At 60.9% G+C, this 22672-nt stretch carries 18 protein-coding genes; 7 read left to right on the forward strand and 11 right to left on the reverse strand.

Annotated features, from left to right (window positions below; genetic code table 11):
- Positions 1 to 171: 171 nt before the first annotated feature.
- Together J3364_RS14105 and J3364_RS14110 are read right to left on the reverse strand one after the other, a co-directional pair.
- Positions 172 to 546 carry a DUF2569 domain-containing protein gene (locus J3364_RS14105; protein WP_349558947.1) on the reverse strand — a complete coding sequence of 125 codons (375 nt, stop codon included), beginning with the start codon at positions 544 to 546 and terminating at the stop codon, positions 172 to 174.
- Between the two features lie 105 nt (positions 547 to 651).
- The gene (locus tag J3364_RS14110; protein WP_349558948.1) at positions 652 to 2856 is read right to left on the reverse strand and encodes an OsmC domain/YcaO domain-containing protein; all 2205 of its coding nucleotides are present in this window, start codon (positions 2854 to 2856) and stop codon (positions 652 to 654) included.
- A 197-nt stretch (positions 2857 to 3053) separates the two neighbouring features.
- On the opposite strand from J3364_RS14110, the gene J3364_RS14115 reads away from it, so the two are divergent.
- Positions 3054 to 4016 carry an MBL fold metallo-hydrolase gene (locus J3364_RS14115; protein ID WP_349558949.1) on the forward strand — a complete coding sequence of 321 codons (963 nt, stop codon included), beginning with the start codon at positions 3054 to 3056 and terminating at the stop codon, positions 4014 to 4016.
- A gap of 512 nt (positions 4017 to 4528) precedes the next feature.
- Positions 4529 to 6154, forward strand: a complete 1626-nt coding sequence (locus J3364_RS14120; RefSeq protein ID WP_349558950.1) for an arylsulfatase — start codon at positions 4529 to 4531, stop codon at positions 6152 to 6154.
- Between the two features lie 64 nt (positions 6155 to 6218).
- Here J3364_RS14120 and J3364_RS14125 read toward each other — a convergent pair whose 3' ends face one another.
- Positions 6219 to 7106, reverse strand: a complete 888-nt coding sequence (locus J3364_RS14125) for a LysR family transcriptional regulator (RefSeq protein ID WP_349558951.1) — start codon at positions 7104 to 7106, stop codon at positions 6219 to 6221.
- Between the two features lie 110 nt (positions 7107 to 7216).
- Here J3364_RS14125 and J3364_RS14130 point away from each other — a divergent pair, with 110 nt between their 5' ends.
- Positions 7217 to 7858, forward strand: coding sequence for an NAD(P)-dependent oxidoreductase (locus J3364_RS14130; protein WP_349558952.1), 642 nt, complete (start codon positions 7217 to 7219; stop codon positions 7856 to 7858).
- Between the two features lie 76 nt (positions 7859 to 7934).
- Here the strand turns inward: J3364_RS14130 and J3364_RS14135 are convergent, their stop codons facing one another.
- Positions 7935 to 8876, reverse strand: coding sequence for a LysR family transcriptional regulator (locus J3364_RS14135; RefSeq protein WP_349558953.1), 942 nt, complete (start codon positions 8874 to 8876; stop codon positions 7935 to 7937).
- Between the two features lie 118 nt (positions 8877 to 8994).
- On the opposite strand from J3364_RS14135, the gene J3364_RS14140 reads away from it, so the two are divergent.
- A complete protein-coding gene (locus J3364_RS14140; protein WP_349558954.1) occupies positions 8995 to 10032 on the forward strand; it encodes a zinc-binding alcohol dehydrogenase family protein in 1038 nt (345 codons plus the stop codon).
- Positions 10033 to 10074: 42 nt separating this feature from the next.
- Here J3364_RS14140 and J3364_RS14145 read toward each other — a convergent pair whose 3' ends face one another.
- A complete protein-coding gene (locus J3364_RS14145; RefSeq protein WP_349559014.1) occupies positions 10075 to 11019 on the reverse strand; it encodes a homocysteine S-methyltransferase family protein in 945 nt (314 codons plus the stop codon).
- A gap of 284 nt (positions 11020 to 11303) precedes the next feature.
- Here J3364_RS14145 and J3364_RS14150 point away from each other — a divergent pair, with 284 nt between their 5' ends.
- Positions 11304 to 13589 (forward strand): FdhF/YdeP family oxidoreductase, encoded by a 2286-nt coding sequence (locus tag J3364_RS14150; RefSeq protein WP_349558955.1) that lies wholly within the window; start codon positions 11304 to 11306, stop codon positions 13587 to 13589.
- Here the strand turns inward: J3364_RS14150 and J3364_RS14155 are convergent.
- Positions 13586 to 14257 carry an HAD-IA family hydrolase gene (locus J3364_RS14155; RefSeq protein ID WP_349558956.1) on the reverse strand — a complete coding sequence of 224 codons (672 nt, stop codon included), beginning with the start codon at positions 14255 to 14257 and terminating at the stop codon, positions 13586 to 13588. The two genes, J3364_RS14150 and J3364_RS14155, sit on opposite strands and share 4 nt — an antisense overlap.
- A gap of 59 nt (positions 14258 to 14316) precedes the next feature.
- Positions 14317 to 15714, reverse strand: a complete 1398-nt coding sequence (locus J3364_RS14160) for a DHA2 family efflux MFS transporter permease subunit (protein WP_349558957.1) — start codon at positions 15712 to 15714, stop codon at positions 14317 to 14319.
- 159 nt (positions 15715 to 15873) lie between these two features.
- On the opposite strand from J3364_RS14160, the gene J3364_RS14165 reads away from it, so the two are divergent.
- Both J3364_RS14165 and J3364_RS14170 read left to right on the forward strand, forming a co-directional pair.
- Positions 15874 to 16476: a TetR/AcrR family transcriptional regulator gene (locus J3364_RS14165; RefSeq protein ID WP_349558958.1), complete on the forward strand. Its 603-nt coding sequence runs from the start codon at positions 15874 to 15876 to the stop codon at positions 16474 to 16476.
- A 139-nt stretch (positions 16477 to 16615) separates the two neighbouring features.
- Positions 16616 to 17878 carry a DUF2254 domain-containing protein gene (locus J3364_RS14170; protein WP_349558959.1) on the forward strand — a complete coding sequence of 421 codons (1263 nt, stop codon included), beginning with the start codon at positions 16616 to 16618 and terminating at the stop codon, positions 17876 to 17878.
- 39 nt (positions 17879 to 17917) lie between these two features.
- On the opposite strand, the gene J3364_RS14175 is transcribed toward J3364_RS14170, so the two are convergent.
- From J3364_RS14175 to J3364_RS14190, 4 genes are all read right to left on the reverse strand, one after another.
- The gene (locus J3364_RS14175) at positions 17918 to 20497 is read right to left on the reverse strand and encodes an EAL domain-containing protein (protein ID WP_349558960.1); all 2580 of its coding nucleotides are present in this window, start codon (positions 20495 to 20497) and stop codon (positions 17918 to 17920) included.
- Between the two features lie 264 nt (positions 20498 to 20761).
- Entirely contained in the window at positions 20762 to 20938 is a 177-nt protein-coding gene (locus J3364_RS14180) for a DUF1289 domain-containing protein (RefSeq protein WP_349558961.1), read from the reverse strand.
- On the reverse strand, positions 20939 to 21304 hold the full coding sequence (locus J3364_RS14185) for a hypothetical protein (protein ID WP_349558962.1): 366 nt from the start codon (positions 21302 to 21304) through the stop codon (positions 20939 to 20941).
- 106 nt (positions 21305 to 21410) lie between these two features.
- Positions 21411 to 22478: a DUF1176 domain-containing protein gene (locus J3364_RS14190; RefSeq protein ID WP_349558963.1), complete on the reverse strand. Its 1068-nt coding sequence runs from the start codon at positions 22476 to 22478 to the stop codon at positions 21411 to 21413.
- Positions 22479 to 22672 lie beyond the last annotated feature (194 nt).

A 22672-nucleotide genomic window follows, 5' to 3' on the forward strand; every position in this document is an offset into this window, starting at 1 on the left:
TGGAGTAAAGACGGCGTTAGGTGTTGGGTCATGAAGTAAGCATTCATGTTGAGGGGCTGAAAGTCAACAGTCTTGATGGGGCTTGCCGAGAGGCAACAAAAAATCGCTCCGGCATGTACCTGGCGAGCAAATGCCGGAGCGATCGGTTTGGGTTTATGGACGGAACCTGGCTCAGGCTGATGACCTAAACGTTTGAGAGACGCGCCTCGAGAGCAACATGTAGGGAATCCAGATGGCCGACGACACCGCCACACGAACCATGTTCTTCGTGGTCTCGGGATCGAACATCGGATCATCCGGAAAGATCAATGTTGCGGCCCAGGCATCCAGGGGAATGAAAATCAGGTTGGCCAGCATGAACCCAACGAAAACAATCGAGAACAGGTAGTGTTTCCTGAAAAAGAGGTAGATCAACCATAGGGAGATGGCAAAAACGATCACGTTGAACGTCATTTCTCCCAGCAGCAATGGCTCCCAGAACGGGTTGTAGAGCGAACTTCGAGGGTCGGTCAGGGTAGGCCACAGACCTTCTGAAAAGATAGGCACGAAGTTGCAGCACGATCAACCAGAGGATAGCCGGCTACGTCAGCACTTTCTGTTGTCTCGTGTAAAAGATTGAAAATTTAATGGCCCCAATAACGCCGGGCCCTTCTATTTGGCAGATGCGATCCCAGTCTTCGCCTTCGCGGCCCTGGCGGCATGCAGTTTCTTGTAGCTCTCCACCAGCCGCTGGTGTTTTTCCAGTCCTTCCAGCTGCATGTTGGTTGGCTCCAGGCCATGGAAACGCACGGTGCCGTTCACGGATCCGACGACGGCGTTCATGGTGTCCTCGCCGTACATGCGGGTAAAGTTGGTGAGGTAGTCGTCCAGGGCCATTTCCTCGTCGAGGATGACTTCAAGGACTGCGTTCATCGCCCGGTAGAACAGGCCACGCTCGACCGTGTTGTCGTTGAACTGCAGGAACATATCAACAAATTCGAGCGCTTCCTCGTGCCACTGCAGGGCCAGGCAGATCAGGATCTTCAGCTCCAGAATAGTCAGCTGGCCCCAGACGGTGTTCTCGTCGAACTCCACGCCGATCAGGGTGATGATCGTCATGTAGTTGTCGAGCTGGCTGGCTTCCAGACGCTCCACCAGATCGGCGAGTTGCTCGTCGCTCAGGCGGTGCAGGTTGAGGATGTCCTCCCGGTAGTCCAGCGCCATGTTGGTGTTGTCCATGATCAGGTCCTCGACCGGATACACCTCGGAATAGCCCGGCACCAGGATGCGGCAGGCCGGCGCCCCCAGTTCTTCGTAGACAGCCACGTACACTTCCTTGCCCAGTTCACTGAGGATGCCGAACAGGCGCTCGGCCTCCTCGGCGTTGGTGCCGGAGAAGTCCCATTCGCAGAACTCGACGTCGTGCTTGCTGCTGAAGAAGCGCCAGGACACTACGCCCGTGGAGTCGATGAAGTGCTCCACGAAGTTGTTCGGCTCGGACACCGCCAGGCTATTGAAGGTGGGCGCCGGCACGTCGTTCAGGCCTTCGAAGCTGCGACCCTGCAGCAGCTCGGTCAGGCTGCGCTCCAGCGCCACTTCAAAGCTCGGGTGCGCGCCGAAGGAGGCAAACACACCGCCGTTACGCGGGTTCATCAGGGTGACGCACATCATCGGGAACTGACCGCCCAGGGAAGCGTCCTTCACCAGCACCGGGAAACCTTGCTGTTCCAGCGCTTCAATGCCCTCGACGATGTTGGGGTATTTCGCCAGGACGTCTTTCGGCACGTCCGGCAGTGTGATTTCTTCCTCGATGATCTGCTTCTTCACCGCCCGTTCAAAGATCTCGGACAGGCACTGCACCTCCGCCTCTTGCAGCGTGTTGCCGGCGCTCATGCCGTTGCTCAGGAACAGGTTCTCGATCAGGTTCGACGGGAAATAGACCGTCTCGCCGTCGGACTGGCGCACGAAGGGCAGGGAACAGATGCCACGATCGGTCCGCCCCGAGTTGGTATCGATCAGGTTGGAACCGCGCAGGTCACCCTCGGGATCGTAAATGGCGCGGCAGTGCTCATCCAGGATGCCGTCTGGCAGCGCGTCGTCCGGGCCGGGCTGGAACCATTTTTCGTTCGGGTAGTGGACAAAGTCGCTGTAGGCGATCTCCTCGCCGAAATACTGGTCGTTGTAAAAGAAGTTGCAGTTGAGCCGCTCAATGAACTCACCCAGCGCCGAGCACAGGGCACTTTCCTTGGTGGCGCCCTTGCCGTTGGTGAAGCACATGGGGGAAGCGGCGTCGCGGATGTGCAGTGACCATACGTGCGGCACGATGTTGCGCCAGGAGGCGATCTCGATCTTCATGCCCAGGTCGGCGAGGATGCCGGACATGTTGGCGATGGTCTGTTCCAGCGGCAGATCCTTGCCCTCGATAAACGTCTGGGCCTCGTTGTCCGGCTCCACCATCAGCAGGGCCTGGGCGTCTTCGTCCAGGTTGTCGACCGTCTCGATCTGGAAATCCGGTCCGGTCTGCACCACCTTTTTCACCGTGCACCGGTCGATCGAGCGCAGGATGCCTTCCTTGTGCTTCTCGGGCAGGTCCTCCGGCAGCTCCACCTGGATCTTGAAGATCTGGTTGTAGCGGTTTTCCGGATCGACGATGTTGTTCTGGGACAGGCGGATATTGTGGGTCGGGATATCCCGTGCCTTGCAGTACACCCGCACGAAGTAGGCCGCGCACAGGGCCGATGACGCCAGGAAATAGTCAAACGGACTGGGGGCCGATCCATCGCCCTTGTAGCGAATCGGCTGGTCGGTGACGACGGTGAAGTCGTCGAACTTGGCTTCCAGTCGGAGGTTTTCGAGGAAGTTGACTTTAATTTCCATGACGTAAGCACCGGGCTTGGAGAATTTGGCGAGCCGTGTGGCTGAACCGGCCATTATCCAGTTTTTGAGGGGCGGCGTCTTGGTGCGGATTTCCACTGGTCCGGTTGTCCGGGTACGACAGAGCGGTTGCCTTCATGCGCAAAAGGCGATATCCGTGTCGATAAGCGCATGGCCACCTGAGGAAGAGGAATACCCCCATGACCTTCCAGACCATCGAAGACCTTGGTCACCAGATCACCCGCATCGATACCGGCATGATGCGCGATGAGTTGGCGGCCTGCTACCTGATCCGGGGCGCGGACGAGTACGCCATCATCGATACCGGGACAAACCGGACGGTGCCGATCATCCTGGGGCTGCTCGAAGCGCGCGGCATCCCGCGCTCACAGGTTCGCTATGTGATCCCCACCCATGTGCACCTGGATCATGCTGGCGGTGTCGGTGGACTGATGCAGGCGCTGCCGGAGGCGACGGTACTGATCCACCCGCGCGGGGCCCGGCACATGATCGATCCGTCCAGGCTCAAGGCAGGGGTACTGGCGGTCTATGGCGAAAAGACATTCGCCGAAGTCTACGAAGACATCATCCCGGTTCCCGAAGAGCGGGTGCGTACCCTGGATGATGGCGCCGAGATTCTGCTTGGCGATCGTAGGTTGTTGTTCCTGGATACGCCCGGTCACGCCCGCCATCACTTCTGTATCTACGATGCAGCATCCAACGGTATCTTCACCGGCGATACGTTTGGGTTGTGCTATCCCCCGCTGGTGACCGAAAACGGGCCCTTTATCTTTCCCACCACCACGCCGGTGCAGTTTGACCCCGAGCCCTTGAAACAATCGATCCACAGACTCCTGGCGCTGGAGCCCGAACGGATGTACCTCACTCACTATGGCCTGGTGGAGAATCCGCAGCCGCTGGGTGAGCGTTTACTGGCGATGGTGGATGGCTTCGTGGCACTGGCGGAGCGTGTGGAAAAACAGGAAGAGCCGGACCAACTGGAAAGCGCCCTGGTCTCCGCCATGAAAGACTTCCTTTTCCGCAAGCTCCGGGAGCATGGCTGCTCGTTGGATGACGATCGACTGATGGCACTGCTGGGCATGGATATTCGATTGAATTGCCAGGGGTTGCGGGTCTGGCTGCAGCAGCGCCAGGCGGCATGAGTCTGTCCGGCAAGGATGGCGTGCAAATTTTGATCAATCCGCGTTGCACATGCCCGGTGATGCTCTAATCTTAAAAGTGCAAACTGGAGTTGCACGGTCAATATTTCGAACACCCCAGTTTTCAATTGGCAGTGTCAGCCTGTCCATCGGCCAATGCAGTTGTCTGTCGGGAAGCTTCACGGAAAGGAGTTTGCTGTGGGCACTAGACTTTTGGGCGCTCAAAATCTCTTCCATACAATGCGCTGCGCTGCCTCCCGGCGGCCTGCGTTCTGTCGTCTGTCTCTTCCTGTCAATCATCCGGGATGCCATGGCCATGGCGTTGGCGAACAAACCCTGATTTGGAATCACCCGTTGTCTGGTTATGCCGATCATTAGTCGGCGCACAATGATCGGCGGTGGATATCCGGGCGTCCTGAGACGGGCACACGAGAGTGCCTGGTCCAACGTCAGGAACATGAGTGGCGTGGCGCGAGTGCTGTGCGTGCCGCCTTTGAACATGGGTTGGAGGCGTTATGGAAGGGCATTGGAGAAGGTATCCGTTACGTCTGCAGATGGTTGTCGCAGCGTTGCTTGGCCTGTTTGCCTGCGGAGCATTTGCCGCACAGCAACAGGACAAGCCGAACATTCTGGTGTTGTGGGGGGACGATATTGGCTACTGGAATATCAGCCACAACAACCACGGCATGATGGGCTATCCGACACCCAACATCGATCGGATTGCCGATGAAGGCATCGCCTTCACGGACTATTACGGACAGCAAAGCTGTACGGCCGGTCGTGCTGCATTCATTGGCGGGAACGTGCCGGTGCGCACCGGGATGACCAAAGTGGGGCTGCCCGGCGCGAAAGAGGGCTGGCAGAAAACCGACGTCACCATGGCCACGGTCCTCAAAAGCCAGGGCTACGCCACAGGCCAATTTGGCAAGAACCACCAGGGCGACCGCAATGAGCATTTGCCGACCGTCCACGGCTTTGACGAGTTCTTTGGCAACCTCTATCACCTGAACGCTGAGGAAGAGCCGGAAAACGAGGATTATCCCGGCGATATGAAACTGGCCAACGGCAAGACCTTCCGGGAGCAGTTCGGTCCCCGTGGCGTGTTGCATTGCTACGCCACGGACAAGGTGGATACCACCGAGGTGCCGCGCTTTGGCGAGTGGGGCAAGCAGACCTGCGAAGACACTGGCCCACTGACTCGCAAACGCATGGAAACCATCGACGACGAGACCTCCGAGCGGGCGATGGAATTCATCAAGGAGAAGACCGAGGCCGGTGAGCCCTGGTTCGTCTGGTGGAACGGCACCCGCATGCACTTCCGCACCCACGTCCGGGAAGAGCATCGTCACAAAGGGAACGATGAATACACCGACGGGATGATCGAGCACGATGCGACCGTCGGCCAGTTCCTCACCCTGTTGGACGATCTGGGCATCGCCGACAACACCATCGTGTTCTATTCCACGGACAACGGCCCGCACTACAATACCTGGCCGGATGCCGGCACCACGCCGTTCCGGGGCGAGAAGAACTCAAACTGGGAAGGCGCCTACCGTGTTCCGGCTTTTGTCCGCTGGCCGGGCCACTTCCCGGATCACACCACGCTGAACGGCATCGTCTCCCACGAGGACTGGTTGCCCACGTTCGCAGCGGTCGCCGGTGCGCCGGACATCAAGGAAAAGCTGCGGGACGGCGTCACCCTCGATGGCCGTAAGTACAAGAACTACATCGACGGCTACAACATGGTCGACTACTTCAGCGGCAAGAGCGACAAGTCGCCGCGCAATGAGTTCTGGTACGTGAATGACGACGGTAACGTCGTGGCGGCCCGTTACGACGCCTGGAAGATCGTGTTCCTGGAAAACCGCGGGCAGGCCTTTGGCGTGTGGCAGGAGCCGTTTGTCGAACTACGGGTGCCGCAGATCTTCAACCTGAGACGCGATCCGTTCGAGAAGGCCCAGCATAACGCCAATATCTACTACGACTGGCTGCTGGATCACGCGTTCATTATCGTGCCCATCCAGGCCCTCGCGACCCAGTTCCTGAAGACGATGGAGGAGTACCCGCCGAGTCAGTCTCCGGGCTCTTTCAACCTCAGTTCGATCGAGAAAAAACTGAGCAGTATGCAGGGGTCCCACTAACCTATAATCCACGCGGATCAACCGGGGCAGTGACGTCCGTTGCTGCCCCGGACTACCACCATCGTCAGTGCTGCACCAGCCAGGTGCGGTAGAAGTCCACGAAGGCCCTCACTTTGGCAGGAATAAACGCACCGGGTGGAAACACGGCGTAGATCCCGCCCCGGGTCAACTGCCAATCCTCGAACAGCCTGACCAGACTGGTGTCGTCATGACGTGCGACTTTCGCCATCGCCGACAGTCCGGCACCGTTCCTGACCAGACTCAGCAACGCCCCCGTGCTGTCCACTTTGATCCGGCTGCTCATCTGGACCTGACATTGCTCGTCGCCTCGGGTAAACGACCAGGTCAGCGGCGTGGGTAGCGGTGTGAATTCGATCCACCGGTGGTGGCTGAGTTCGGTCGGGTGACGGGGCGTGCCGAATTCGCGCAGGTAATCCGGGGACGCCACCACCTGCTGATCAAACTCCCCCAGCTTCTGGGTCCGCAGCGTGGAGTCTTTCAACCAGCCCATCCGGATCGCGAGGTCAATGCCTTCCTGCACCATGTCCGCCACCTTGTCGCCGCTACGCAGCTCGATGCTGAGGTCCGGATGACTCCGGCCGAAGGCCGCGGCTGCCGGGGCCAGGGTCTGCGTCATGTGGTCCATCGGCGCCGTGATGCGCAGGGAGCCAGACAGCGAACGCGCGCTGGTGCCGGCCTCACTCAGCGTTTCCCCCAACTGGGCCAGCAGCGGCTGGCAGTCCCGATAGAGACGTTGGCCGGCCTCGGTCAGGGCGACCTGTCGGGTGGTCCGGCTGAACAGCGTCAGCCCCAGATGTTTCTCCAGGGCGCGGATCTTGAGGCTCACTTTGGTCTTGGTGCAGCCCAGCCGGTCCGCAGCGCCGGTAAACGAGCCGGCCTCGACCGTCGCGATAAACAGGGGCAGGTTGTTGAGGTCCAGTTCGTCGATCATGTCTCATCGTTTTAAATTCAATAACAATGAATTATTGAATGACCTGTTTTTCGAATCAATAGGCGTCCTCATACTGTCCGCCATAACCATCACCCAGAGAGGACAGACACATGAACGTTGCATTGATTGGCGCCAGTGGTTTTATCGGTTCCGCCCTGCGGGAAGAAGCCCTGAACCGGGGGCACGACATCACGGCCCTGGTGACTCGCCCGGACCGACTGACCGCCCGGCCCGGCCTGACGATCCGCACGGTCGATGTCCAGGACACCGCCGCCCTGACCGAGGCGCTTGGCGGATACGATGCCGTACTGAGCGCGTTTTCCGGCCATGCCCAGTCCGACGTGGCGGGCTACTACAACCGGGGCTTCGACAGCATCCTGGCGGCGGCGAAAGGCGCGCAGGTATCTCGCCTGTTGGTGGTTGGCGGGGCCGGCTCACTGGAAGTGGCGCCGGGACAGTTGCTGATCGACACGCCGGCGTTTCCGGCCGAGTACAAGGCGACGGCCGAGGGCGCCCGCTATGCGCTGGAGTCCCTGCGGAACCAGCCGGACGTTCCCTGGACGATGCTGAGTCCCGCGGCGATGATCGCTCCCGGAGAACGCACCGGCGATTATCAACTGGGCACGGATCAACTGCTGACTGATGCCGACGGGAACAGCCGGATTTCGGTGGAAGACTACGCCAAAGCCATGATCGATGAGTTGGAATCGCCCCAGCATCCCAACCGTCGATTCACACTGGCCTACGCCTGATCCAGGGCATCGTATTTCAAAAAAACCGCGGCTTTGGCTGCGGTTTTTTTATGGCCAGACCCGTGGGGCTTCTCGTTTACTGCGATCCAGCGGCGGGTGTTGGCAGCAGGCCGCGGGCGCTCAGTTCCGACAGGATGCCGGCGCAGTGCTCGCGGAGTCGATCCCGGATCAGTCGCATCGCCGGTGTGATGGACTGGCGACTTGGGCAGATCAGCCAGAGCTCGGTCTTGCGGGGCTGGTAATCGGGCAGCACCGGCACCACCCGGCCGGCGAGCAGGTCCGCCGAGATGTCCAGGCAGGATTTGACCGCCACACCCTGGCCGGCGACACACCAGCGGCGCACGAGATCGCCGTCGTTGGAGGACCGGTTGCCCCGCATGCTCACCCTGAACGTCTGGTCGCCCCGGGTGAAACTCCAGACGTCATGGGGGATGCCCTGAAGCTGGTAGAACAGCCCGTTGTGCGCCGTCAGTTCATGGGGGTGCGTGGGCGTGCCGTGCTGGTCCAGGTACGCCTGCGTCGCGCAGAGCACACCCTGGACATCGCAGATTTTGAAGCCGTGCAGGTGCGCGTCCTCGGGCGAGCCGTAGCGCAGGGCCATGTCCACCGAGTCCCGGTAGAAGTCGATGTTGCTGTCGCTGATGTTCACCCGCAGGCTGAGGCCCGGGTGCTCCGCCATCAGCTCGTCCAGCCAGGGCATCAACCGGTTCCGCCCCAGGTCCGACGACACCGCAATCCTCAGCTCCCCCTCCACCGCATTCTGATCGTCGAGGATGTTGTTGCGTGCCTGCGCCAGCAGCTGGAGCGCCTGCTCGCACTGCGGCAGGTACTTCTCGCCCGCGCCGGACAGGCGAAGCTGACGCGTCGTCCGGACAAACAGCTCGGCGCCCAGCGCCCGTTCCACCCGCTTGACGGCGGCGCTGGCCGTGGCGGATCTCATGTCGAGGCTGGTGGCCGCGGCCGTAATGCTGCGGAACTCCGCCACCTTGAGGACAACCTGCAGGTCTTCGAGCGTCATATTTTCAAATAATGTTTGAGAAAGTTTCAGTGATTAGGCTGTTTTTGGAAGTGTAAAACAGCGCCACACTGACCGCCATCGAATCTCATACACGCATGACCCTTCAGGAGGTCTTCCGATGAAAGCGATTGGCTACACCCAGGCACTGCCCATTACCGAACCCGACGCGCTCGTGGATATCGAACTGCCCCAGCCGGTGGCGGAAGGCCGCGATTTGCTGGTCAGAATCAGCGCGATTGCCGTCAATCCGGTGGACTACAAGATCCGTCAGAACGTCCCGGCTGAAGATGGGAGCTACAAGGTGATCGGTTGGGACGCCGTGGGTGAGGTGGTGGCCACCGGGCCCGACGTTACGGGCTTCCAGGCGGGCGACCACGTCTACTACGCCGGCGACCTGACCCGTCCGGGCAGCAACGCCGAGTACCAGTTGGTGGACGAACGCATCGTCGGTCACAAGCCGAAGAGCCTGTCCGATGCGGACGCCGCCGCCCTGCCGCTGACCACGATCACTGCCTGGGAGCTGCTGTTCGAACACCTGGAACTGGCGCAGCAGGCGCCCGGTTCGTCGGCAACCTCGGACGAGGTCCTTCTGGTCGTCGGCGCGGCCGGCGGCGTGGGGTCCATTCTGGTCCAGCTGGCCAAAACGCTGACCGGCGCGACCGTGATCGCAACCGCTTCACGCGAAGCCTCCCGGAACTGGGTACAGGACCTGGGGGCTGATGTTGTGGTGAATCACCGGCAGCCCCTCAAGCCGCAGATCGATGCGCTGATCGAGGCCGGCCAGGTCGGTCCCGTGACCCACGTGGCCAGTCTCAACGCCACCGACCAGTATTTCGACAGCTACATCGATGTCCTGGAGCCGTTCGGCCGGATTGCGTTTATTGACGATCCTGGTGCTTTGGACGTGATGAAAATCAAGACCAAGAGCCTGTCGCTGCACATCGAGTTCATGTTTGCGCGCTCTATGCATCATGCCCGCGATATGGAAGCGCAGCATACCCTGCTGGAACGGGTGGCCGAGCTGGTGGACCAGGGATACATCCGCTCCACCGCAGGCAAGCACCTCGGTACCATCAACGCCGACAACCTCAAGGCCGCTCACGCGGAACTGGAGTCTGGGCAAGCGGTGGGCAAGATCGTGCTGGAAGGTTTCTGAGCCTTGAGGAGGCGGTCGCATTGCCCGGACGTCAGGTGGCCGTCAGGTCGCCAATACCACCTTGCAGATGGCCTCTACATGCCGCTCGTCGGTCCCGCAGCATCCGCCAAAGACGTTGAGGTTGGGCAAAAGTCGGCGCACATCGCCGTATTGCTGCGCCAATTCATCCGGATCACCTTCGTCCAGTTCCGTGGCCTCATCCAGCTCGGCATGACTCTTGGCCGAGGCGTTGGCGCGCAGGCCGTGGATCCGGAATCGCCAGGCCCCGCCGGCCTCCAGGGCCGCCATGAAGTGGGTCGGGTGGGCGCAGTTGATCATGTAATACACCGGCGCCGCGTCCGTGGCGGCGTCGACTTCTTCAATGGCTTCGCCCAGGGGCTTGCCGCTGGGCAGCCTGCCATCCGTTTCCACCGTGAATGACAGGACCACGGGCATGCCAACGGCTTTGGCCGCGCGGGCTATGCCGATGGCTTCGCTGGTGTAGGTCATGGTGATCGCCGTCACCAGATCGGCTCCCGCATCACGGAACGTGGTGACTTGCGGCAGATGGTAGGCTTTGGCCGTGCTGTCGGTCATGAAGGTGTCGGGATTATAGCCATCGCCCCGGGGGCCGACGCAGCCACTGATAACGATTGGGGTATGACGGGTTTCGTATACCTGACGTATCTCATAGAGCAGGGCGATGGCCTGACTGTTGGTTTCGGCCAGTTGCTCGGCCGAATAGCCCAGCTTGTCACCCCAGTCTGAACTGGCCCGCCAGGTGGCGCTCTCCAGAACGCAGCCGACGCCATACTCTGCCGCCAGGGTGGCGTAGGTCTGGAAGTATCGGCGTAAGGCTTCTTGGCCCTGTGGCGATTTCAGTAGGGTAAAAGCCGCAAAACAGGGCAGGTCCAACCCGTCGTGGAAGATCAGTGTGGTTTCGATGCCACCATCGGTCAGGAACACATCCCCGGACATCTGAGGCAGGGCATTCAGGTATTTCGCCATGGTCACCCCCGGATCCGGCAACCGTTGACTTCGATCCCATCCCTTCGCACGTACGCCAGCCGTCCCTTAGCTTCTGGAAGTATCAGCGACTTACGTGACTCAGGGGAAGTAACTTGGCGGTGTAAGACCGTACGCCCTTATAAAAATCCATTCTTATGTCTCGGATGCGTCTCCACGTTTTGAGGCATACCGAACTTGATCAAAGCAAAACCAGTTGGCCTCTGGTCTCGATCCGGGTCGTATAGTGAGACTTGCGAATCAGTGAACTCATCAGGAGGGAACTTATGAGCCAAGACGACGAGATCACCGAGGGACAGGGCCCTGCTGGTGGCTGGGGATCGTTGAAAGGCATTGCCAGCGTCTCCGTTGAATCGTCCGCTTCGCCGACCGCGATGGACACGCTGCGGCGCATGAACAAGCCCGGCGGTTTCATGTGTAATTCCTGCGCCTGGCCAAAGCCAAAGAACTACAGCGCCTTTGAGTTCTGTGAAAACGGCGCGAAAGCGGTGATGTGGGAACTGACCCGGGACCGCTGCACGCCGGATTTCTGGGATGATCACACCGTTCACGAGCTGCGCCGCTGGACCGATCACGAACTGGAGAAGACCGGCCGGCTCACCCACCCAATGCGCTACAACCCGGAGTCCGATCGCTACGAGGCCGTGGACTGGGACACCGCGTTCCGGGAAATTGCCAGGGAATTGAATGCTCTCGACCCAGAGAGCGCCGTCTTCTATTCCTCCGGCCACGCGGGGCTGGAAGCCTCCTATCTTTACGCCCTGATGGCGCGACTCTATGGTAACAACAATCTGCCGCAGAGCTCGAACATGTGCCACGAGACCACCTCGGTGGGTCTGAAAAAAGTCATTGGATCGCCGGTCGGAACGATCGTCTGGGAAGATCTGGAGCAGACCGACGCCTTCTTCTTTTTCGGCCAGAACCCCGGAACCAACAGTCCGCGCTTTCTGCATCCGCTGAAGGATGCGAAAAAGCGGGGTGCCAAAATCGTCACCTTCAATCCCATCATCGAGCAGGGGCTGGTGGCGTTCGTCGATCCGCAAAGCGCCATCGACATGACAACGGGCCGCGAGACCAGGATTTCAGACCAATACCATCAGCTCAGTGCCGGCGGCGACGTGGCCGCGATCATGGGCATGTGTAAACACGTCATCGACGCCGACAAAGCCGCGCAACGCGAGGGCGGCGCGCGCGTCCTCGATGTGGCATTCATCGAGCAGCACACCCAGGGATTCGACCGTTTCCTGGCATCCGTGGAGGCGGCCGAGTGGGCGGACATCGAGTCCCGCAGTGGCTTGTCGAAAGCCGCCCTGAAGGACGCGGCCGACGCCTATATGGCGGCGGAGCGTGTTATCGGGGTATACGGCATGGGGCTGACACAGCATACCCACGGTTCCGTCAATATCGGCATGTTGGTGAACCTCCTCATGCTGCGCGGCCACATCGGCCGGCCTGGTGCCGGCGTCTGTCCGGTGCGGGGGCATTCCAACGTCCAGGGTCAGCGCACGGTGGGGATCGCCGAGAAGGCCGATCTCGTGCCCATGGACAAGCTGCGGTCCCTGTTCCAGTTCGAGCCGCCCACCAAGGACGGTGTCAACATCGTGGAAATGGTCGAAGGGCTGATCGAGGGCTCGGTCAAGGCGAGCGTCTGCCTGGGCGGCAACCTGCTGCGGGCGGTGCCGGATCAGCAGCGGATGGAAGACAGTTGGGCCCGCCAGAACCTCACGGTGATGATTTCTACCAAACTGAACCGCAGCCATCTCTATCCGGGTAAGACCGCCTACATCCTGCCGTGCCTGGGCCGCGCCGAAGTGGATCAGCAGGCAACCGGCCCGCAGGCGATCTCCACCGAAGACAGTTTCTCGATGATCAGCGGTTCGGCGGGGCATCGCGAACCGGCATCTGAACACCTGAAAAGTGAGCTGGCGATTGTAGCGGGCATCGCTAAGGCGCTGCTTCCCGACAACCCCAACGTGAAGTGGGATGAATGGGTCGGAGACTACGCCAAGGTGCGAGATTTGATTGAGCAAACTTATCCGGATGACTTCGGTGATTACAACCAGCGCCTGTTCGAACCCGGCGGTTTCTATCGCGGCATCGCCGCCCACGAACGCATTTGGAAAACACCGGAAAAACGCGCCCTGTTCACGACACCGGAAAAGCTCACCTCACTGGGGTTTGAGCCTCGACCAGGTCGCTACAGCCTGCTCACGATGCGCTCGAACGACCAGTTCAATACCACTGTGTACGGCTATTCGGACCGGTTCCACGGCATCGAGGGCACGCGGGACGTCCTGCTGATGAATCCGGAGGACATGAAACAGGCTGGTTTCGAGAAAGGCGATGTCGTCCGATTGGTCACGGATGTGGACGATGGGGTGGACCGGCGGTTGGGCGGCCTGGTGGTCACCCCGTACCGGATACCCGTCGGCACGGTCGCCTCCTATTACCCGGAGTGCAACGTGCTGGTGCCGGTGAGTCACCATGATCAATTATCGAAGACGCCGGGATCGAAGTCGGTGCCGGTGCGGATAGAGCGCGATGGCGGTTAGCCGGAGGTGATCCCGAGCACGGCGACCCCGCTGGCTTCCGATACGACCCGCAATCCGTGATAACTCTCAATGGCGGGGTGCGCTCCGCCTGAGGCGTGATTGTGGGTCGCCGTGACGACCACAACGCGGGCACCCGCGGAAAGGCCGGATTCGATGCCGGCCGGCGCGTCCTCGAAAACCAGGCAGTCGCTGGCGTCGACCTTTAGCTGCTCGGCAGCGAGCAGATAGCCGTCCGGCGCCGGCTTGCTGCGCGACACATCTTCAGCCGTGATCAACACCGCCGGCAACGGCAGGCCCGCCGCTGCGATGCGTCGTTCCGCCAGTGCTCTCGGCGCCGATGTGACAATCGCCCAGCGTCTGGTGGGCAGGTCTTCCAGGAACGCCGCAACGCCCGCAATGGCCTCCACATCCTGCACGTTGTCGATCTCCGCGCGGGTGATGCGCTCGGCCTCAACCACTGGATCCACCCCGGGCAATCCCAGACGTCGGATGGTCTCGACCGCCTGGATGCCATGGATCGTCGGCAGGAAGGCTTCCACATCAAGGCCCTGTTCCCGGGCCCAATCGGCCCAGACACGCTCGGCGGAAGCGATGGAGCTCAGGATCGTGCCGTCCATATCGAAGAGGAGGGCGGCGAAGCGGTTTTCCGGAAGGTTTATGGATGCCATGGGTGATAGGGCCTATGCAGTCGTGGCGGGTGAGCCCGTCATACTACGCGGTGCCGGTTTCAAGATCGATCGTACGGGTTGCGCTCGGGAGCGCACATACGTGCCGTAGAGACCAGGGCCAGGGCGGCCAGACAGGCCAGCGCGGCGAACGCGCCAACATAGGCGTCGATCCGGGCCGTACCGCCGGATGATGTGAGGACGATCACGACGCCGACAGCGCCCATCGCACCGCCGAGACGCTGGACGATGTTGACGAGGGTTGCCGCATCGCCCATCTGATCCCGGGTAACCGTTCCATAGGCGGCGGTCATGGCAGGCAGTTGTGCCAGGGCGAGGCCGATACCTCGTGAGATGAGCAGTACCGTCTGGGTCGTGATGGACAGGGCTGTCGGGTTAACGACGAACGGAATCGTACTGGCCAGCAGGAGGGCCGCTCCTGCAATGGCTGTGGCGCCGGTGCCGAAGCGATCGGTTAATGAGCCGGCAACAGGCAGAACGACGGCACTGCCCAGCCCCATGGCCAGCAGCAACAGACCGGTTTCGCCGGCGCTTCGGCCTGCTGCCAGTTGAAGGTAAAGCGGCAACAGGAGCAGTCCGCCGTACATACTGGCGCCCGTCAGGCCCGTTGTAATCGTCGCCGCTGAGAAGGGACGGCGGTGCATCAGGCGTATATCGATCAGCGGGTAGCGTGTCCGCAACTGAGCGGGAACAAAGCAGGCGGTCATCACGACGCCGATGGCAACCGCTGAAACGGCTATTATGTCGGCGCTGTCAGTACCGATTCTATTCGCGCCATACAACAGCACGGGCAAGCCCAGACCAACCAGGACGAACCCCATCCGGTCCAGGGGGCGACCTTCATCCTTTGATCCTCGCGGTACCAGATCCCGTGCTGCGATAATGGCCAGGATACCGATCGGCACATTGAGCAAAAACAGCCAGCGCCATGAACCCATGTCAAGAAGGAAACCGGCAATGCCGGGCCCAACGGCGGGACCCAGCGCAATCACCAGACCCAGCGTGCCCATCAGTCGTCCCAGCTGGTTCGCGTGGGCGGTTGATCCGATAACGGCCTGTCCGGCCGGGACCATCAGTCCGGCTGCCAAACCTTGCAGGAGCCTTGCGGCGATGAGCGTCGTCGGCCCTGGGGCCAGACCACAGAGAGCGGATGAGATGATGAACGTGGCCATGGAAGCGGCCCAAACCCGGCCATAGCCGTATCGGTGACCCAACCAGCCGGTGGTGGGAAGGGACACGGCCAGGGCGATGAGGTAGCCGGTAGCCACCCATTGGGTAACGGCAAGCGAGCTCTCGAAATCACGGCCGATAGATTCCAGCGCAAGATTCGCCACCGTCGAATCCAGCATGGCCATGAAAGCGGCGGCCCCGGTTACCGCCGCGATTTTCCATAGCCGGGGCGGAATATGGGGCGGGTCGTCATTCTGTGACAGAGTCATGCCAGTGTAGCTCCATGCTGCGCAATGGCGGGTCTCCCGTTGATCGGAGTGATTACCCGTCGGTCGCTGTCATGAGAACGCGAGGTTGTGTCTCACGCGGTCATCTTTTAATGATACATTTGTATCATAAAAACTGAAAAAACCACCAGGGAGCTGGCATTGCCGAAAAAAGTCGACCATGAAGAGCGCCGAAACCGGATTGCAGAAGGGCTGATACGCCTTGCCGGCCGCGACGGTCTGCACGCCGTCACGATGCGGGGTGTGGCCATCGAGTCCGGAGTGTCGCTCCGGCTGGTGCAGTACTACTTCGATAACAAGGCCAGCCTGATGCAGTCCGCGTTGCGGCTGCTGGAGCGGCAAAGCCATGAACGATGGAAAGCCTACCTCAGCGAACAGCCAGGCCCGCCGTCGCTGCGGGGGTTCCTTGAAACGTTTTTCGCTGCGGCGTTGCCAACCGATGAGCGCAGTCGCACGTTCCATCTCGTCTGGACGTCCTTCGCAGTGTTGGCGATGACCCATTCCGATTTGGCGGACCAGCCGTTTGTTGAGGGGCCCAATCGCCTTGAGCAGCAGCTGGTCACAGCGCTTCAGGATGCCCAGTTAACCGGTGAGCTGGCGCCGCATCTGGAGGCCTCTGTCGAAGCTGCCCATATACTTGCCATCACTCACGGGCTCGGGACGAGCGTGTTGGTAGGGCAACAAACGGTGGAAGCCGCCATATCGGTGTTTCACAACCACCTGGATCGCTTGCTGGATCTGTAGAGCCATCGGCCGGAATGGACCACAATAGAATTCAGCTTCCCGTTGTTCATCACGTTCTCGTAAGGCCAGCGGTCGCTGCAACCCGCATCTTGCTGCGACTTTCAGACACTGCATTCTTTGGTAAGGACACGAGATGCCCATGGATCGATTAGCCGGTGAACTGCGCTTCTACCTCAACCGGGTGAACGAAAAGCTCTGGGTGAAACCGTTCGCCGCCTGTGTATTGTCCATTGGGGGCGCCTTGCTGGCGCAGCTGGCGAATGGCACCGGGTTGGGGGGCTACGTGCCCGACGTCTCCGGCGAGTCGGTGGAAACCCTGTTGTCGATTATGGCCTCCAGCATGCTCGTGATTGCATCGTTGGCGGTGGGGTCGATGGTGTCCGCCTATGCCTCGGCCAGCAACACTGCCTCGCCCCGGGCATTTCCACTGGTGGTAGCCGATGATATTTCCCAGTTCGCGCTGTCCGCGTTTATCGGCACGTTCATCTACAGTCTGGTGGGTCTGATCGCTGTGAAGAACAGCGATTACGATGCCGGCGGGCATTTTGTGATGTTCATCCTGACGATCCTGGTGTTCGGCATCGTGATTTTTACCTTCGTCACCTGGATCGACCGCATCGCCAGGCTGGGACGCCTCGGCATGATCATGGGCAAGGTCGCGGCCGCCACCGCCGTGGCGCTGGACACCCGCAAACGGGCGCCTCACCTGGGCGGTGTGCCACCCCGGGATGAAGCCGCGGGACGGGCCGTCTTTACGAGCCGGGTGGGTTATCTGCAGCACATCGACATCCGGGGATTGCAGGAGCTGGCTGAAGCGGTCGACGGCCGTATTACCGTGGCCGCGTTGCCGGGCACCTGCATCACTCCCGACATCCCCCTGGCCTATCTGCACAATGACGCGAACAATGGCGATGGCTGGGATCCCGACGAGGTTGTCCAGCAGTTCCAGATTGGCAGGGCCCGAACGTTCGACGAAGATCCCCGCTATGGATTCGTGGTGTTGTCGCAGATTGCCTGCCGGGCGTTATCGCCCGCGATCAACGATCCGGGAACGGCCATCGACGTCATCGTGGAGAGCCAGGCCCTGTTGACTCGGTGGCAGGAGCCCTTATCGGAGGACAGTGCGCCCGATAAGGCATGCTGCCGAGTCATGGTGCCGGCGTTGGACGTCCGGGACCTGTTTGACGATGCCTTCACCGGCATCAGCCGGGACGGAGCCGGGTTTATCGAGGTAGGCACCCGCTTGCAGAAAGCCCTCCGTTCACTGCGGGCGTGTGGAGATTCCGAAACGCAGGCCGCCGCAGCCCACCACGCCCGCCGGTCGATCGGGCTGAGCCAGGAAGCCTCCCTGACGGATGACGACCGGGCACACCTGCGGGCGATCTTCGAGCAGGGCAAGTGATCCCGTTTGGCGGTCACCCGATCCCCCCGCAGAGAACGATCAGACCGGACACGCCACCCTGGCGGCCAGCCACGGTTTCAGTTTCTCCATCGGCAGGGGATGGCAGAGCCAGTATCCCTGCAACGTGTCGCAGCCCATGCTCTTGAGCAGACGGGCGGTCTCCTGGTCTTCCACGCCCTCGGCCACCACGCTGTAACCCAGGCCGTGGGCCATGTTGATGGCGGTTTCCACGATGACTTTGGAGCCATCGCTGGCGTCCACATCCAGGATCAGGGAGCGGTCCAGCTTGATCTCCGACGCCGGAAGCTGCTTGAGGTAGGACAGCGACGAATAGCCGCTGCCGAAATCGTCGATCGACACCCGCAGACCCATGTCGGCCAGCGTCTTCAGCGCCTCCAGCCCCTTTTCCGGATCTTCCATCGCGGCGGTTTCGGTGAGTTCGATGGTCAGGCGGTCCGGGCGGATCCGGTGCCGCGACAGCTGGTCTTCGATCAGCACCTTGAGCTCGCCGGAGACCAGATCCCGGGCGGAGATGTTGATCGAGACCTCCAGATCGGGGTAATCACCCTGCAGCGTCGTCAGATCCTGTATGCCGCGCCCGATCGCCCAGCGGGTGAGCTGGTTGATCACGCCGGTTTCCTCGGCCAGGGGAATGAAGTCGCTGGGAAAGACCCAGCCCCGCTCCGGATGGTGCCAGCGAATCAACGCCTCAATCCCCGTGACCTCGCCGCTCTGAAGGCAGATTTTGGGCTGATAGAACAACACCGTCTGATCCCGGTGCAGGGCTTCACGGAGATCGGACATCAGCGTCAGCCGGCCTTCGCTGTAGATGTCGAAGTCTTGAGAATACAGCCCGGTTTCATGGGAACCGACGGGTGCGATCTCCATACCCACGTGGGCGTTGCGGATCAGCAGGGCGGCGTTATCGCCGTGCTCGGGGTAGCTGGCAGCGCCGAACTTCGGGTGCAGCTCGATGGCCAGATTGTCCAGGGCGATCGGCTCCGAAAGCAGCCGCAAGGCCTGGTCCAGCCCCTCGAAGCTATCATCCACCCGCTGCGAATTGATCAGCAGCCCGAAGCTGTCGCCAGACAGTTGGTACACCCGCTCATCTCGTCCCTGGTGATCCTGGGTACCCTCCACGATGGGCAGTTCCGAGGCCAGATCGGTCATCTGTTCCGCAATGCGTTTGAGCAAACGCTCGCTGCGGCTCAGGCCCAGCGTGCGGTTGATTTCGTCGAGGCGAGTGATCCTCGCGACGCCCACCATGTACTGCCCCTCCGGATCCAGGCGCAGCTGCTGGTTGACCATCCACTCGAAGCGGTTGCGGTTGGGCAGACCGGTCACCGGATCGTGCGTCATCGCCTCGGTGAGTTTGTTGTGGGCTTCGTGACGGGCCTTCTCCTTACGCAGGTTGTCCGCCTGGGCCTCGATTTTATCCTCCCGTTCGCGATACAGGCGGTCGGCCAGGGCCAGGGTCAGGATAAACGCTTCCAGGCCTGAGCCGATCTGCATCGCGTATTCGGTGATGAACGTGGCGGGAAAGAACCCCAGGGCGCGGCCGGCGGTCGCAAGAACGCCGACGGTGAGCGGCGTCCAGGCCAGTGTGAAGAAGGCGCCGGCTCGCACGCCGGCCGCCCAGGTGATCGGGCCCGCCACAAACAACAGCGAGAAGAAGACCAGCGCCGACACGGACGAGAGCATCACGGCGTGGTTGTAACTCAGCGTCAGGGCGGCGATGAAATTGAACGCTTCGAACAGGATCATCCCGCGAATGGCGATATCCAGCCGCGGGCTGTGGGTTTTGATCTTCAGGAACTCCCGGCAGAACAGAACCGAGAAAAACGCCAGAATCGGCATCGACACCAGCAGCGCCCGCGCGTGCAGGGCCGGGAACTGCGGATAGATATGCTGGAAGCTGTAGCCCTTGATGGACAAAAAGAACAGCAAATAGCCGCTAATGGCCAGGGCGTAAAACAGGTACAGCTTTTCCCGCAGCGTCAGGAAGACCGCCAGGTTGATCAGGATGATGACGGCCAGGCTGCCGTAGTAGAAGAAGTGTAGCTTCTGCTCGTTCGCGGCGGCCTCGAAGAATTTATTCTCCCGCCAGACCCGTAATGGCAGGACCAGCGAGCCTTCCGTCTGGGCGCGCACGTAAATCGTCTTGACCTGACCGGGTTTCAGCTCGAAACGCATCAGCATGCTGGGGTGATCGACTTCCCGCGGATAGAAGGGGCGAGTGTCGCCGGTCTTGAAGGTGTGCGTTTCCCGGTCGCCGTCGAACTCATGGAAAATCACGTCGTCCAGCTGCGAGTAGCTGATTTCCGCGATCAGGTTAACCCGTTCCGGCGTCTGGTTCTGGACCGCAAACCGCAGCCAGTAGGCCGATTCAGTGATGCCAAAGGTGGCGCTGTCCGTCGCATTGGTTTGCCACTGGTTGTCGGGCAGAGCCCGTACCTGATCCATCGTGGCCTGGCCGTCCGGATCTTCCCAGTACTGGAAGTGGGCCTCGATCGGTGAAGAGGGCAACACGGTAACAGGCTTCAGGTCCGCGTGGGCCAGTTGCCAGTGGCACAGCCACAACAGGGCAAAGGCAAAACGCAGCGGTTTGAAGAGGATCACGAACAGCTAACCCCGCAGTAGGCCGTTGAGCGTTATGGTCTTGTTTTGGGTAAGGATGCTTCCATCATCATATCGGCGCCGGGGCGGCGGACCTTAGATTTTTGTTGTAGATAATTGTGAAATGTGAAGTCGCTCTGGCCTGGCCTTGGCTGAGCAAGACCACGGCCGCATCGCCGATGTCTTTGATCCTCCTCGTCGAGCAATCACCGCGCGAGCGAATCCGACGCCTGACGACGACCCAATGAGGGGGTTGCTTACAGGATGTTAGCCGGAAGCTATCTTCTTCAGTCTCTGTTCCGCCCGTTTGGACGCTTTCATCTTTTCGGGTCGCTTCATGGATTTCCATTGCCGGATGTCCTCAGTCGTGCGACCACAGCCAGTGCAGAGCCCACCCTTGAGCTGACACACTGATTGGCAGGGGTTGTCGATCTTAGTGGCCATTCAGTGGTTCGCCGGCTTGGCTTTCAAGCGGCGCTCCCAGTTGCCGGCATGTGTACGCTGGCACGCCTCTTCGCTGTCCAGATCGACATGCAGCGCGACATCACTCACCTCAACGCCCGCATCGGCCAGCGCGTCGACGGTCAGCTCCTGTATCCGCAGCCGGTCGTCGCTCTTCAGGGCGCTGGCGAGGTGGGCATCGGTATCGAAGACCCAGGTGATCATCAGGCTCTCTGGAAAACGTTGGTAGTCGACCTCGTGGGTAAGCCACTTGAAGCCCGGGAGTAGGGGTTTGGCGTCTTCACAGGCCCGTGTCAGCGTTCTGATCAGCCGGCGCTCCATCCGGCCGCGTTCTCGCTTGGCGATCATGCCATCTCCTGAAGTGGTGTGCCCGATCCAGACACTGCTTTCTTGGTGAAAAAACGGATCATGTGACCCGCTAAATCGAACCGCTCTAAATTGGCCTCTGTGCCGTTCACTTTTGAATTTCTGGCGTCTTGCGAACTTCCGCGACCAGTGTCGGCAACGTCCAGGCACCGCCTGCGGCAATCAGCCGGCATTTCCCGGTGGTAAACGAGGCCGTGTGGACAAACTGATCGCCGTTCCAGGTCCAGTCGTCCCGGGACCAGCAGTCGCCCAGACCTCGTCCTTTTTGGGCGGCATAGATCGTACCATCCTCATAGCCGCTGCCGGACAGGGTGACCCGTTCAGGCTGATAGGGCGGTGTGTCATTGACGACCCAGTAGCCGGTTCCCATGTTGTAGGCGCCCATCCAGCAGGTGGTGGACACCAACAGGCGGCTGTCGGTCAGTCGAACCGCGTTGAACCCGCCGGTCTCTCCCGGCGATGTCAGGCCGGTGCACTCGTCATCGCTTCCCAGCGTGGTGCCCAGTGCGGCTCGCAGATTGGGCCGGTCTCCGGTGGGCAGCGGCTGATTCGATCCGTTGTTCTCCGCCACCGGCGCCGCGACCACCACGGGCGCAGGCGTTGGCGGCAGCACATCTCCTTCGCTGTTGGAACCGGTGGCCACGAGGGCGCCCGGTGTGCCTACGCGGCCCTGCACGTCATCCATCTTGGTGAGCACCGCAGTCACACCGGAATCGGACAGATGCCAGCGATAATCGCCATGGGTCCATTCGATATCGCTGTTGTCGCGAGAGACACTGAGCAAGGCAGCGACGAGCTTATTCGGTAGGTCCACCATAAGCGAATCCGGATCGATCTCGACGGTGCCGATGAGCTTGCCATCAATGCGTAACGCGATATGGCCGTCGGCCCGCAAAGAGTCCAGGAGCGCGTCGTCCAGGTTCACCTCACCGATCCGGAGGGTTCCGGTCACCGGGGAGTCCGGTCCGGCTTCACGCGTCAGCAATACCGAGACCGACTGGGGATCGTCGAAGTCCTGGTAGCCCGCCGCCCGGCAGGTGCCGGTGTTGTCGCAGGCGATTTCCCAGTCGTGATGGGAAAAGTAAACGCCGCTGTCTGCGGCCTGAGCGCCGGAAGAAAGGGCCAGCAGTATCCCCGCCGCCAATAATCGTTGCATGGTTAATTCCTTTTGGATCCATGTCGAGGATGCATGTTGGGTCATCCCCGTGTCCCTCGGTTCTGTTCCCGGGGCCTGGAGCCAGAGATTACCGAAAGCCGGAACGTGCCGCTATCGGACAGGGCTGCGAAGGGCATGCTCCCAATCGGCGCCGGAACGTTCGTCCGTGACGGCATGCGAACCATTCGGCGAAG

Origin of the sequence: Marinobacter sp. NFXS9, from assembly GCF_040148665.1 — a bacterium.
Taxonomy (GTDB): Bacteria; Pseudomonadota; Gammaproteobacteria; order Pseudomonadales; family Oleiphilaceae; genus Marinobacter_A; species Marinobacter_A mangrovi.

What these genes read in the sequence shown, in the direction of transcription:
- J3364_RS14110 (WP_349558948.1), bottom strand. Translation starts at nt 2,856, where the DNA reads ATGGAAATTAAAGTCAACTTCCTCGAAAACCTCCGACTGGAAGCCAAG.
- J3364_RS14115 (WP_349558949.1), top strand. Translation starts at nt 3,054, where the DNA reads ATGACCTTCCAGACCATCGAAGACCTTGGTCACCAGATCACCCGCATC.
- J3364_RS14120 (WP_349558950.1), top strand. Translation starts at nt 4,529, where the DNA reads ATGGAAGGGCATTGGAGAAGGTATCCGTTACGTCTGCAGATGGTTGTC.
- J3364_RS14125 (WP_349558951.1), bottom strand. Translation starts at nt 7,106, where the DNA reads ATGATCGACGAACTGGACCTCAACAACCTGCCCCTGTTTATCGCGACG.
- J3364_RS14130 (WP_349558952.1), top strand. Translation starts at nt 7,217, where the DNA reads ATGAACGTTGCATTGATTGGCGCCAGTGGTTTTATCGGTTCCGCCCTG.
- J3364_RS14135 (WP_349558953.1), bottom strand. Translation starts at nt 8,876, where the DNA reads ATGACGCTCGAAGACCTGCAGGTTGTCCTCAAGGTGGCGGAGTTCCGC.
- J3364_RS14140 (WP_349558954.1), top strand. Translation starts at nt 8,995, where the DNA reads ATGAAAGCGATTGGCTACACCCAGGCACTGCCCATTACCGAACCCGAC.
- J3364_RS14145 (WP_349559014.1), bottom strand. Translation starts at nt 11,019, where the DNA reads ATGGCGAAATACCTGAATGCCCTGCCTCAGATGTCCGGGGATGTGTTC.
- J3364_RS14150 (WP_349558955.1), top strand. Translation starts at nt 11,304, where the DNA reads ATGAGCCAAGACGACGAGATCACCGAGGGACAGGGCCCTGCTGGTGGC.
- J3364_RS14155 (WP_349558956.1), bottom strand. Translation starts at nt 14,257, where the DNA reads ATGGCATCCATAAACCTTCCGGAAAACCGCTTCGCCGCCCTCCTCTTC.
- J3364_RS14160 (WP_349558957.1), bottom strand. Translation starts at nt 15,714, where the DNA reads ATGACTCTGTCACAGAATGACGACCCGCCCCATATTCCGCCCCGGCTA.
- J3364_RS14170 (WP_349558959.1), top strand. Translation starts at nt 16,616, where the DNA reads ATGGATCGATTAGCCGGTGAACTGCGCTTCTACCTCAACCGGGTGAAC.
- J3364_RS14180 (WP_349558961.1), bottom strand. Translation starts at nt 20,938, where the DNA reads ATGGCCACTAAGATCGACAACCCCTGCCAATCAGTGTGTCAGCTCAAG.
- J3364_RS14185 (WP_349558962.1), bottom strand. Translation starts at nt 21,304, where the DNA reads ATGATCGCCAAGCGAGAACGCGGCCGGATGGAGCGCCGGCTGATCAGA.
- J3364_RS14190 (WP_349558963.1), bottom strand. Translation starts at nt 22,478, where the DNA reads ATGCAACGATTATTGGCGGCGGGGATACTGCTGGCCCTTTCTTCCGGC.